Origin of the sequence: Lactobacillus sp. wkB10, from assembly GCF_000760615.1 — a bacterium.
Classification (GTDB): Bacteria; Bacillota; Bacilli; order Lactobacillales; family Lactobacillaceae; genus Lactobacillus; species Lactobacillus huangpiensis.
The window spans coordinates 165,381-178,117 of record NZ_JRJB01000003.1; the positions used below are offsets into that span (position 1 = coordinate 165,381).

Below are 12,737 nucleotides of genomic sequence, written 5' to 3' on the forward strand. Positions count from 1 at the left end.
TAAATTGAGGTATAAAAATGCATACAAAGCAGAAACTGACAGCAACACAATTGCAAATATACAATTATATTGTAGCTAATAAAAGGAAAGTAAAAGATATTACTTTACGTGAGCTTGCTGGCATTCTGTCCGTTTCACCTGCTTCTGTAGTGCGAACCTTAAAAGCTTTGGGCTACAAACATTATTACGATTTACAAAATGAAATTAAAGAAGAGTTGAACAGAAATAAAGTAGTTGATGATATTACTTATCAGGCACAATATTATTTTTCGCAAGATTTTTTAACCGATTATGACCAAAAGATTGCTGATTTCAAAAAAATTGCGAGCAAGACAAAAGATTTTATCTTTTTTGGAATAGGATCCTCTGGTGACTTGTGTGAATATGGTGCCCGCCAATTTGTTAATAATGGGCGAAATGCTTTTGCAATTGGTGATCCCTATTATCCAGTAGAGCTAAGCCGGGATTTATTTTATGGTAAAACTGTTATTGTGCTCTCAGTAAGTGGTGAGGGTCAGCCAACTATTGATCAGGTAAAAAATTTTCGGCAATTAGGTGCAACAATTGTCAGTATTACTAATAATGAAGATAATACGATTGCGCATTTGTCGGATTTAAACTTTGCTTATCATCTAGAATTTAAAATTATCGGTCAAACTATTAATTTAACTACTCAGGTTCCAGTTGTATATTTGCTTGAACGATTATCGCGGGCGCTAAATATTATAGAACAATAAATTTGATATTGAGCATAATAAAACAGTTAGAAATAATAACACAGGAATTACTTCTAACTGTTTTTGTTAGTAGTTTTGAATCAATAATTTAAATTATAGGTGATCTTAAAGTCAAAGGCTTTATAGTGAAGTGAGTTTTCTTGAACTTTTTAGCTAATTTGGGGCTGCGATACCAATGAACGTCTTCACTTTCAAAAGTGTCTCCATGTGCGATAGCATATCCCAAAACCGAATTTCCTTTTAACTTTGCTACACTGTAGTATTCACCTGTTAAGTCTGGACGCATGGTTATTCTGTTTATGCCGTACCATGTATGACCTTTAATTTTGGTGGTTTCAGAATGATAAATCCAATTTTTATTCTTTTTACTAGGTTCAGGAAAAAACTTAGGTTGTTTGTGTAAGTAGCGTATATGTTTACCCTTTGTACCGTAATGATTTCCTTATCTTTAGTAAAAGTCATTTTCCCAATTTTTTTCTTATTAAAATAAGCGTACCAGGTTCCACGCATCTTTTTGGGAAAAGCGGTTATATTGATTTTTGCTTATACAGTACTTACAGACCTATGCGCAATGCCAAAACCGGCAGCTACACTAATTAGTGCTAATAATGTAATGATTTTTTCTTAAATTTCATTTTTACCTCCTAATTATTACTACTACTGCCCATTAATAATAAAAAATAGTACTGATATTTTTTAGCTTTGACCAGCTCATTTATGTGCGCAATGGATCATTCTGTTAGTAAGTTGAATATAGATTTAGGCAAACAAGCAAAAATTTATATACTATAAATTAAGTATTTTTTAAGAAAATTAACTCCTGCTTTGTGCTAAAACAGATATAAGTCCAGTACGTGATGCTAGAAAAATAGTCAAAATAATTTTTTATGCGGGAGAAAATAATAATGAAAAATATTCAAAGACTAACTATGGTGTTAGCAATTGTTTTGTGGCTTGTCGTGATTGGTATTTTTGCGGTAGCCATCGCTAAAAATCAGTTGTGGAGTATGGGACCGATTATTTCATATAACAGACCGCGAAATGCCCTTGGCTGGTTGATTGTAGCAGCTATTGCAGCATCAGCCGTCAGTGCAATTCTTAAGTTAACGCAAGATAAATAAAATTAAAAAAGATTATGGCATCATTAAATAAGGTCAAATTATATATATAGTTACTAATAGTCTTTTTAAAAATCTTGCACACATTTCTAAAAAAGTGCCACTGCAATTAATAAATCTAACAGAAAATATACAAGAGAAAATACCTGACAAGATTTAAATATTGTCAGGCTTTTTTGATGAAAGACAAATACTAAAGTATAATTAACATTAACGTGAACCATACTAAGATAGTTCAATTTAAGTCTTTTTAGATAATGATTAAGCAAGAGATAAAAGCTTAAAAACCAAGGGAGGGGTAGAAAATGAGTAACATAAAAGTTTTAGTAACAGGAAGAATGCCAGAAGCTGGTTTAACGGAGTTAAGAAAAAACTTTGCTGTGACCCGTAAACCAGAAAAAGAAGGTAGAGCCTGGGTTTTAGCACATCTATCTGAGTATGAAGGTCTGATACTCATGGGGACACAGGCTGACCGTGAATTAATTGATGCCGGAACTAACTTGAAAATTATTTCTGCTAGTGGCGTTGGCTATGACAAAATTGACATTGACTATGCAAAGCAAAAAGGAATTGTTGTTGCCAATTGTCCTAAAAGCGTTCTTATTCCCACCGCTGAAATGACATTTGCCCTAATTCTAGCAACTATGAGACGTTTGCATTTTTATGATAAAACCATTCGCACTGAAAAATGGGTTGATGTTTCTAAACCGGAAAATATGGGGACGGGACTCCAGGGAAAAACGCTTGGTATTTACGGTATGGGACGTATCGGCTCTGAAGTAGCCAAGTACGCTCAAGTCTTTGGCATGAAAGTTATCTATCATAACAGACATCAGCTAAGTTCTCAAGAAGAAGCAAAAAAGAATGTTCATTATGTAGATTTTGATACTCTTGTTAAAACAGCAGATGTGATTACTTTGCACGCCCCAGCAACTCCTTCTACAACAGGCGCTTTCGATGCTCAAGTATTTAAGCAGATGAAAAAGACAGCATATATTATCAATGTTGCTCGAGGTAAGCTGATTAAACAAAATGATTTAATTGCCGCATTGCAGAACGGTGACATTGCCGGAGCAGGTTTAGACGTATATGAAACTGAACCAGAAGTGCCACAAGCTTTATGCGAACTAGATAATGTAATTTTGTCACCTCATGCAGGTTCAGGAACACTGTCTGCCCGCACGAATATTGCTGCTGAGGCTTCACAAAATCTCATTTCATATTTACGGGATCATAAACCATTAAATCAAGTTAATAAGTGATCTTTTAATTAGTAAAAATAATCATGAATAAAAACCAAGTTTTTACTTGGCTTTTTTCTTTTACAGTAATATAATATGAAGCTAACTACATGAAGTATACTTCACATTACTAAGAAGGTGAGATTATCACAAATTTAGTTAAAGAAAATAGAAAAAAGCTGCACTTAACGCAACGTGAACTTGCCGCTAAAGTGGGTGTCACTGAACGAACGATTATCTCAGTAGAAAATGGTAAATACAAGCCATCACTCATCTTGGCGTATAAACTAGCGCAAGTTTTTAGGACCGATATTGAAACCTTATTTTGTTTACAGGAATATGTAGAAAATGAAGAAGAATAAGAAAAGAAAGATCAAATATTATTTCGCAGCATGCTTTTTTACATTTTTAGCACTTCTTGAATTGGTGCTGATCTGTTTAGAGGTTCTGCAGCACCGCAGGCAAACCGATATACCGAAAAATATTATTTATGCAGTCTTTGCTATTAGTTTTGCTTTTTATCTTTATTATAAAGCCAAAACTGTGGGCACAGATAAAGATGATGAAGATGAGCGTGATGAGTTCATTGCAGTAAAAACTGATCACCAAATGTATAAAATAGCTAACTGGTTAATTTATATTCTGAGCTTGGTCTTTATGACTGGGGCGGCGTTCATGTATGAAGCTCAAGGCTTTACGACACCGGTCATAATATTGACAACCATTGCCGCTACTTTAAGCGTCTTATGGAACTTATTATTACTAATTGAAATGATTATAGGTATTACCAATGAACTTAGAAACTGATGAGGCATAAATACTGCTGAATAAAATCCGAGCGACCCTGCATTTTAGTACAAAATTTTTTCCACTTGCTTTCCTGATAGTGACCTCTTAGTTAAATAGTATTGTAATCACGGTTTTTCTCAAGTATATTTAATTTATTACTTTTAAAAAATAAAAAATACATTAAAAATTGGGGAGAAAAATAATGATTTACCATAACTATTCACATTTAAAATTCTTTTGGCTCAATGTTTTCGGTTTGATATACAGTACTTTAAATATCTTTGCCGCTTATATGCTTAGCAATTTGATCAATATGGCAACTAAGAGACAATTTTCAGTCTTACCTTCTTTAGTAACGCAGATCATAGTAGCGCTGGCTATAATCTTAATTTCAGGCTTACTATTTAATTACTTAAAAACCGATGCAGTTAAGCAGATTAACACTAAGTTGAGAACTAAAGTGTTAAGGGGGATGCTGCAAAATAAAGAAGAAGATAGTGCTAATTTAGGTTTTTTAACTAACGACTTTAAGTTATTAGAAACTAATCGTTATGAAGCTGAAATTGAAATGCTGATCTATGCTTATACCGTTATTTTGGCGCTAGGTTATGCTTTATATCTAAACTGGTTTGTTACCTTGATTTATTTCGTGGGCTCAGCAATCCCTACAATCGTCTCCAACTTTTTCCAAAAACCAATTCAAAAGGCTTCAAGTGATTGGACTAAGGCCAACGACAAGTATGTCAGCCAAACCAAAAACATTTTAGCTGGTACCAGTACTTTTAATTTATACGGCGAGCAAGACAATGCTGTTAAGCAAAATAAGAGTGCCGTTGAACGCCTGGAAGAAAAACTGGCCAAAATGAATGTGCTGAATAATAATACTAATACCTACCTTAATATTATCGCGATTGCCAGTGCCTTTTTACTACCATTTGCTTTTGGGACATTACTGGTAGTCAATGGTCAAATAACATTGGGAGCATTATTTGCCATCACCCAGCTTTCTAACTCTTTTGTTAATCCTATTCTGCAAATTTTAAATGAACGAAACAATTTATCTACCACTAAGGGTATTGTTAACAAGATCAAGCAGTTTATTGCTAAAGGTGAGCAAAAACCGCAAAGCAGTGTTGCTACTGATGACTTTAAGCAATTAGAAATAAAAGACTTAACTTTAAAGCGTCAGGGTAAAGAATTAGCTAGTCAAATTAATTTTGCAGTTGCAAAAGGACAAAAAGTTGCGGTCATTGGACCGTCCGGCTCTGGTAAATCCACCATGCTCCAATATTTAATGTATGGTGATTACGGCCAAGCACAAGAAGAGTTGCTTAATCAAAAAGCAGTACAACCAGGTTCTTTTACCAACCTGTTTGCATATTCAAGCCAAAGCGCGGTCATCTTTGCCGACTCATTGTGGTTTAATCTTACTTTGGGTGCAGACATCCCCTTAGAAGAAGTAACAGCAGTTTGTGATCATTTAGAACTGGGACAGCTGGTTAAAGAAAAAGGTTTTGACTACCAATTAGGTGATAATGCTGACCAATTATCGGGTGGTCAGTTAGCCCGAATTGAACTGGCAAGGGCTATCTTAGCCAAACGACCAATTTTATTACTGGACGAAGTCAATGCCTCATTAGATAAGGCAACTTCTCAGGCGATTCATGATTACTTGTTTGATTCAGACTTCACTTTTATTGAGGTTATTCACCATTATGAGCCAGCAGAATTAAAGCGTTATGATGCTGTAATTGACTTTAATAATTATATTTAAAACATGGTTTCAAATAAAAAATAAATGTATGGTAAATAAAAAGCTTACTTTTTGTAAAAATAAAGTAAGCTTTTTTATGACACCAAGTATATATCTAAATTATTTCCAGCTATTTTTAATACAGTGGCTTTAGTAGTACTGCCACTGACTAAATATATTTATTTTCCTTTCCGTTTACGTGTAAACCAGTCAATTACAGCAACTGTTCCTGTGACAATTATGCCAGTGAGCATTATCATGAAATTGCTTTCTTTACTTTCACCAGTCTTGGCCAATACATTAGTGCGTTTAGAAGTATTACTTAAGTTATGGCTTTTAATAGTAGAATGCCGAATAATCTGGAATCGCCGACCCGTTTTCTTTACATGATGCTGTTTTGAAACTGCTTTTTGTGGCTTTGGCTTGGTTGGATTTTTCTGTTTATTTGGTTTTTCTGGTTTGGTAGAAGAATTAGTCGGGTTATTAACACTCGGATTATTATTATTTTTGGTGTAAATATAGGTGACATCTTGAGTCTGTGTACTAAAGAATCCAGTCGCATTCGTCGGTCTGGACTTTAAAGTATAGCCTGCAAAATCCTTGGCTCCAGTAGTATACCCGTCACCAACGTTACCGCTTAAAACAATGTCGGAAGTAAGTTCGTTACCATTTTCATCTTGGTAGTGAACAATAACATCAGCAGCTTTACTTGGGACATTAGGATTTACTGGCATCTTAGTAGGAGCTTTTTTGTAGAGATAAACAACATCAGTTATAGTATTATCAGCAAAGCTACCACTGGCATTGGCAGGAGTTTCTGCTAAAGCGTAGCCAGTAATATCTTTCGGCTTTGTGGTATATGGAGTGTTTAATCCACCAGTTTGTACATCATTAGATGCTAGTTGGTTGCCCTCTTGGTCTTGATAATGTGTAATAACAGCCGCATTGTATCTAACATAGGCATCGGCGTCTTTAGCAGGATTATAGTTAGTTAAAAGTTGTGGAGATGTCCAACGCTTATCTTTAAGCGCTTGAGGATGCTCTGTTGTCCCATCACCGACGTTAACCCAGACTCCGGGCGTATCTAAGCCAGTATTTGATAGAGAATTTTTAGCACCTAGTTTTAAGTAATTTAAACCTGCCAGTCCGTTTAGCATATTATCGCTGCTAGTAACAGAGTCCATATTGAAATTACTGATATCAAGGCTAGCTAAGCCACTATCTCCTGAAAACATTTCCATCATGTCAGTTACCTTGTCCGTGTTAAAGTGACTAACGTCTATCTTTGTCAAATTGGTGCAAAAGGCAAACATTCCGTTCATGCTAGTAACATTACTAGTGTTGAAGTGGCTGACATCTAATTGATTCAGACTCATACAGTATAAAAACATGCCCACAGTTTGTTCAGCGCTGCTGGTATCAAAGCTAGCAACATTTAAGTTTGATAACTTAAGACACATGCCAAACATAGCAGACATATCCGTTACTTTTGCTGTATTGAAGCTACTAATGTTTAATGCTGTCAAGTTTCGACAGGCATAAAACATAGAATTCATGTTTTCAACATTTTTAGTGTCAAAATTATTCAGATTTAAGTTGGTTAAGCTTGTGCAAAAATTAAACATAGTACTCATGTCTTTAACTTTTGCTGTATTAAACGAACTAACATCAAGATTTGTTAAGGCAGAACAAGACTTAAAAAGCTTGTTCATATCAGTTACATTACTCGTATTAAAGCTACTCAAATCTAGACTTTTTAAATTTTTATCATTAGAGAACATAGAGGCCATATTCGTAACTTGACTTGTGTCAAAGTTAGATAAGCCCTCAAACTCTTCTAAGTCGTTTAAATCACTGAAGAGACCAGCCGCAGATCCCTTGATAGCTAGAGGTCCGTCGATAACAATCTTTTTGGGTTTATTAGTGAGAAAGAATTGGCTAATTGTTCTAGGTACATCATTACTATCAGCTGTTATATTACCAGAAATAGTGGCAACTTCTTGATCAGGATCATATGTAAGATGAGCACCATTACTATCAGATGATATTAAGTTGGCTTTTGTAGCAATCTTTTGCTGTTCATTTTCACCATGTTTAACTACAGGAGGCACGTCTTTTTGATTGGCTGCTTTAGCATCTGCATCAGAATTCTCATTATTTTTCGTAGAAATTACCGGCACACTAATTAATGAAGTTGTCTGATCTTTTGAGTTACTATCAGCAGCAGTATTTGTTTGGTCATTACCCTCATTTGTAGCAATAGGATTTTGTGAATCTATATTAGATTTTGTATCATTTCCAGATACAAGATGAGAAACAGCAAGGTGGTCTGCCTTAACTATTTGGGGACTGTTACTTAGTAAGCCGAGACTGACCACAAGGCCACCCAGCAGCAATTTTTCCTTGTTCTTATTCATTATACTTAACCTTCATGTATTAAAAATAGTATATTGTGTATCTAAATGGAGTTTACCACATTTATTATATTAATTAATAATTAAACGCACTTATATATTTTAACAGGTGTAAGAATACTTAAAGCAACGCAAAATAGTTAGAGTGTTTTTAACTACTAACTATTTATATATATTATATATTAATACGATTATTTTAATATTTAAGTATTGAATGAAACACTCTTTTGTCATTTTTCGTTGCACATATGATTAAGCTAACTAGTTAAAATTGCTATAGCTGTCAGTAATAGTCTAGCAAACATAACAAATAGATTTTCTTTTTGCTTTCCTACAGTTTTAAACAAATACAGTAGCAGCATTGGTATTTTTAGCAATTTTTTTAAAATCGGAGTTTTTAATTGCAGCCTTTTGCACCAAATGAAGTTGCTAACCACTTTTCTAACTATATAATTGAAAATATATTTGCAACATAATGCAGTCTTTATTTTTAGCTATAATAGAGCTAAATAAAATATGATAAAATCATTGTTAATTACTTTTCATTTTTAGTAAATCAGGTAGGCATTTCCATGAAGAGAACTTATTTTAAAGCAAATTTTACTATTGCACGCAAATCAAAGAAAAATATTCTGTTAATGGGCGCTTTGGTTTTATTCATGGTTCTCTTTGTATTAGTGGTTGAAGCTCAAAATTTGGGAGATAACTACCGTCAGTGGCGCTCATACTATGATTCTCTTGAGGTTAATATTAGTTATTTTGACAGCAGTCTATTACGCAAACAAGAATATAAAGAGACTTATGACAATTTAAACGCCCAGGAAGGTTGTATTTTCAGTTTGCAAAATGGGGAAGTTTTAAGTGATCCACAAACTTATCTAGACGGGTCGATCACGTTATTTCAAACCATGTTAGACGGCTACCGCAATAATTATCTGGGAGCCAGCACATTGAATGTTCCACCCAAATATCAATTGCATCAAAGATTAGTTACGTATAAATATCTTTATCGTCATCATATACCTGCAGTTATGAATTCAAAGGCATCAGCAACTTATTTAATCTATATTCTCAATTTTGTGGCTATTTTTATTTTCTTTTATATTTTGCTTATTTCTAATGATGTGTGGATGGTTAAGTTGGATCATGATACGGTTTTGCGCGATATCCCTTATCGTGTAGAAGATGAGGTTAAAGGTAAAACCATGATCAATTTGGCTTTAGCCTTGGGTCCTTTACTTATTGGACTAGTCGGTGCATATCTTTTTGCCGGCTTACGAAATGGCTTTCGCAGTTTAAATTACCCTAACGTTTTTTACTTTAATAAAATAATAGCAATCCCTGTCTGGCTGGATTGTTTGCTCTTTTTACTTTATACCGCAGTATTGGTAGTATTTGTGACCAGCTTAACTTTACTTCTTAACCAGTTGACTAAAAATGTATATCTCACTACCTTTATTGGTATTGCTCTATATGTATTAACGTATTTGCCTGCCAAAATGCTTAAAATTATTGCTTGGCTGCCATCTGCATATTTAAATGTTAATGATGTGCTTAATGGCACTGTGGCAAGTAAAACAGGATTTGCAGGGCTAAACCTAGTCACCAGCGGGTGTATCCTATTAGTTTGGTCATTTATTTTGATCATCTGGTTCAGACACCTGGTTAATAAAGGAGGTATTGCACGATGAAATGGCGTTATTTCCTCTTTCAGTTGAAGGCTTTTTTGGTTAATCCCAAAAATATTGGATTGTTTATTGCTACTGTGATTATGTCTTTATATTTTAGTCTGGTCAGTGTGCCTAACCGTCAGGTAATTGAACAGGTCGATGCCAAGCCTATCAGAAAGGAATATATTGATGATACAGCCTTTCTGAAAGTGGCTACGCAAGAGATTGCTTATTCCAAGAAGCCAGGTTATTATTCTATTCCTAGCAAAGGGGCAGTGGACGCTGTCAGTACTTACCCACAGGTCTTATCTTATGATAAAAAAATATTGCTTGCTATAAAGAAAAAAGACTGGGATGCTTATGCTAAATACGCCAGTGCTCGTTATCAATATATTGACGAGTTAATCTTTGTAGAAGGTAACCAAAACTTTTTGTATCCAGCTGCGTATAATCAAAATGATAATTTTAAGCAAGATGGTCATTTTGGCTATCAACGGACGTATCACTTGTATAACGCACTTTTAGCCGGTAAAAAGGATAAGCAAACAGGGCTGAATAAAAACATTTTGGAAGAGCGCACAGCATTACAAGTAATTCAAAACTCACTTTCTGGCTGGGCAGTCTTAATAATGGTAGTGATAGTTTGTTTCTTTGCTGCGGACATTGTGACTAATGACAGGAAATATTATACGGTCTTGGAAAATATTCCTTTAAGTAAACGTACCATTTTATGGTTGAAAACTGGAGTTGTTGAAGTTGGGGTTTTGCTTGACTTTGTAGTAGCTGGGATAATTGCTCTTCTTTGTATAGCACCTAGATATGGTTTGGGATCATTAAGACTAAATACTGTTGATTATTTAGGCAAAATAAACTTCAAAGCAACCTTTAGGACTGAAACACTAGGTATGTATTATTTGCAGTTTATCATTTTTGCAATCATTATTTCGTTTATCTTTATCAGGTTGACAATTCTGCTATCAATCGTTTTGCGTAACGAATATGTTGCCGGCATGCTTAGCAGTTTGTTTGCTATCAGTGCGAAGATGCTTTACTTCTCGTTGGGCATGGGCTTTGTTTACCCGTTTTTGGAAAAATTGCCTATGACTTACTTTTCTATCGGTGACAGTATTACCGGCAACTTGGCTTATTTGATGGATGCACCCGGATGGGGCTTTACTGCTGGCTTAGGGCCACTCATTTGTCTGGCACTTGTCATTGAAATTTTACTGTTTTTGTTCACGCAAATTAAAAGCATCCCTTTAGTTAGACGAGGTGATTAAAATGTTAAAAATAAAAGATGTCACATTGGCATTTGGTAAGAACGTTGTTTTAGACGACGTTAACTTGGAATTTAAGCAGGGCGAGATCGTTGGTCTCGTAGCGCCTAACGGTACGGGGAAGTCGACCTTGATCAACGTTATTTTGCATAATCTGATGCCGCAAAAAGGGTTTGTTGAATATGAAAATACACGTTATCAAACACAAAAAGATACGATTAAATTACACCAGGAAATCTGCTCGTTTCCTGAACAAAGCGATCTGTTTCCCTTTATGACTGGACGAGATCATCTTAATTTATACGCTGATCTTTGGCACAATTCTGTCAAATCAGTCGGGCAAGTCATTAATGACTTGCAAATGGAAAATTATGTGGATAAGAAGGTGCAGACTTATTCTTTGGGGATGAAACAGCGACTTTGTTTTGCAATGGTAGTAGCAGCTGATTCTCCTGTAATGTTGTTAGATGAAGTAATGAATGGACTTGATCCACAGAACGTAGCTTTAATTTCACAGATGCTTCTTAAACTAAAGGATGAAAACAAGTTGATCATTATGGCTTCACACCTTTTGTCTAACTTGCAGCAGTATGCTGACAGGGTCTTGTTTATGGGCAAAGGACATATTATTGAAGATCTAGACAATAAAAAGCAAAATAAACGGTATCTAAAGATGCAGACTACCCCTGAAACGACTAAGTTGCTAGCCGGTTATGACTACGAAACCTTGCCTAATAACCTGATATTAGTTCCTCTAGAAAAAATTGAGCAGGATAAGCTGACACAACTTATAGCAAGCTTAGTTAGAGCTGATATTCAATACGCAGTTGAAAGAATTGATATTGAAGACTTATTTAATAAATTTTATGATTAGTTTAAAGCTTTAGCCTGATTTAATATTTGCAAAAAATAAGCAGCCGTAGTTTGCATGTCCATATTAGTTAAAAAATGAATGATTGAGACAGCTGCTTCATCATTGGCAGTATTGTGGAATGTAAGAATTGCATTTAAAAATTTGCGCCCAACAATTAACAACATTTCGTTATCTGGTAAGTCAATCTGGTTTATTCGTGTAAGTAGTTGGTCTGCAAATTTAAACTGACTTTTTGTAATTAAGCCAATTACAGCTTCAAATAATGCTGCTATACTAAAATGAAATGTACCTTCTCCTGCCTTTTTAATAAAAGAAATATTGATGATAACCTGAACAGAGATTTGGTAAATAATTCTAGGACTAATAATAGGTATAACATTGGCAAACAGTGAAAGAAATTCATGGCCCCAAACAGTTATTTTACTTAACTGATGGTTTAATTCGTTTTGCTGGGCTACAGGAAAGATGTTGTGTTGTGAAGTTTTATAATACAAACTGCAGGCTATTGCTGCATAGTCAAGGTCAAAAGGATCTTGACTTGACTGATATTTATTTAATGCCGCTTGAGCCAGTTTTTCCAAATAATCTCTGTCGTGGTTACTCCAAGACTCTTCTAAAATTTGGGCAATGTGATCCTTTGGGTCGACTTTAGCAAGTGCAATATATTCAGTTGCGGATAAACTAAGCTTTTCACACAATTTTAATACCCGGTTAAAATCCATGTGTCCTTGATTATTTTCCCAGCGAGAAAGCATTTGAATGGAACAAATGCCTGCGGCAGCTTCTTTAAGAGTAATATGCTGCATTTTTCGCAACTGTTTAAATTCATTCCCTGATTGCATGCTGTTTTTGTCCTTTTTAAGA

11 protein-coding genes are annotated in these 12,737 nt (G+C 34.8%); 9 read left to right on the forward strand and 2 right to left on the reverse strand.

Annotated features, from left to right (window positions below; genetic code table 11):
• Positions 1 to 17: 17 nt before the first annotated feature.
• The 6 genes from LACWKB10_RS03115 (at position 18) to LACWKB10_RS03145 (ending at position 5,659) form a co-directional block, all read left to right on the forward strand.
• A complete protein-coding gene (locus LACWKB10_RS03115; RefSeq protein WP_034978660.1) occupies positions 18 to 737 on the forward strand; it encodes a MurR/RpiR family transcriptional regulator in 720 nt (239 codons plus the stop codon).
• Positions 738 to 1,642: 905 nt separating this feature from the next.
• The gene (locus LACWKB10_RS03125; RefSeq protein WP_034978664.1) at positions 1,643 to 1,858 is read left to right on the forward strand and encodes a hypothetical protein; all 216 of its coding nucleotides are present in this window, start codon (positions 1,643 to 1,645) and stop codon (positions 1,856 to 1,858) included.
• Between the two features lie 302 nt (positions 1,859 to 2,160).
• Complete coding sequence (locus LACWKB10_RS03130) at positions 2,161 to 3,117, forward strand: NAD(P)-dependent oxidoreductase (protein WP_034978666.1); 957 nt, start codon at positions 2,161 to 2,163, stop codon at positions 3,115 to 3,117.
• Between the two features lie 125 nt (positions 3,118 to 3,242).
• A complete protein-coding gene (locus LACWKB10_RS09970) occupies positions 3,243 to 3,458 on the forward strand; it encodes a helix-turn-helix transcriptional regulator (protein WP_034978668.1) in 216 nt (71 codons plus the stop codon).
• On the forward strand, positions 3,445 to 3,903 hold the full coding sequence (locus LACWKB10_RS03140) for a hypothetical protein (protein ID WP_052060261.1): 459 nt from the start codon (positions 3,445 to 3,447) through the stop codon (positions 3,901 to 3,903). Before LACWKB10_RS09970 ends, LACWKB10_RS03140 begins: the two co-directional genes overlap by 14 nt.
• A 184-nt stretch (positions 3,904 to 4,087) precedes the next feature.
• Positions 4,088 to 5,659, forward strand: a complete 1,572-nt coding sequence (locus LACWKB10_RS03145) for an ABC transporter ATP-binding protein (RefSeq protein WP_034978669.1) — start codon at positions 4,088 to 4,090, stop codon at positions 5,657 to 5,659.
• A 158-nt stretch (positions 5,660 to 5,817) separates the two neighbouring features.
• Here the strand turns inward: LACWKB10_RS03145 and LACWKB10_RS09795 are convergent, their stop codons facing one another.
• Positions 5,818 to 8,055 (reverse strand): BspA family leucine-rich repeat surface protein, encoded by a 2,238-nt coding sequence (locus tag LACWKB10_RS09795; RefSeq protein ID WP_052060262.1) that lies wholly within the window; start codon positions 8,053 to 8,055, stop codon positions 5,818 to 5,820.
• Positions 8,056 to 8,624: 569 nt separating this feature from the next.
• Here LACWKB10_RS09795 and LACWKB10_RS03155 point away from each other — a divergent pair.
• The 3 genes from LACWKB10_RS03155 to LACWKB10_RS03165 are packed head-to-tail and all read left to right on the forward strand — an operon-like array spanning position 8,625 to position 11,873.
• Positions 8,625 to 9,743: a hypothetical protein gene (locus LACWKB10_RS03155; RefSeq protein WP_034978671.1), complete on the forward strand. Its 1,119-nt coding sequence runs from the start codon at positions 8,625 to 8,627 to the stop codon at positions 9,741 to 9,743.
• Positions 9,740 to 11,002 carry a tellurium resistance protein TerC gene (locus tag LACWKB10_RS03160; protein WP_034978673.1) on the forward strand — a complete coding sequence of 421 codons (1,263 nt, stop codon included), beginning with the start codon at positions 9,740 to 9,742 and terminating at the stop codon, positions 11,000 to 11,002. Before LACWKB10_RS03155 ends, LACWKB10_RS03160 begins: the two co-directional genes overlap by 4 nt.
• Before the next feature lies 1 nt (position 11,003).
• Positions 11,004 to 11,873 carry an ABC transporter ATP-binding protein gene (locus tag LACWKB10_RS03165; RefSeq protein ID WP_034978674.1) on the forward strand — a complete coding sequence of 290 codons (870 nt, stop codon included), beginning with the start codon at positions 11,004 to 11,006 and terminating at the stop codon, positions 11,871 to 11,873.
• On the opposite strand, the gene LACWKB10_RS03170 is transcribed toward LACWKB10_RS03165, so the two are convergent.
• Positions 11,870 to 12,715 carry a helix-turn-helix domain-containing protein gene (locus LACWKB10_RS03170; protein WP_034978676.1) on the reverse strand — a complete coding sequence of 282 codons (846 nt, stop codon included), beginning with the start codon at positions 12,713 to 12,715 and terminating at the stop codon, positions 11,870 to 11,872. The genes LACWKB10_RS03165 and LACWKB10_RS03170 overlap by 4 nt on opposite strands.
• Positions 12,716 to 12,737 lie beyond the last annotated feature (22 nt).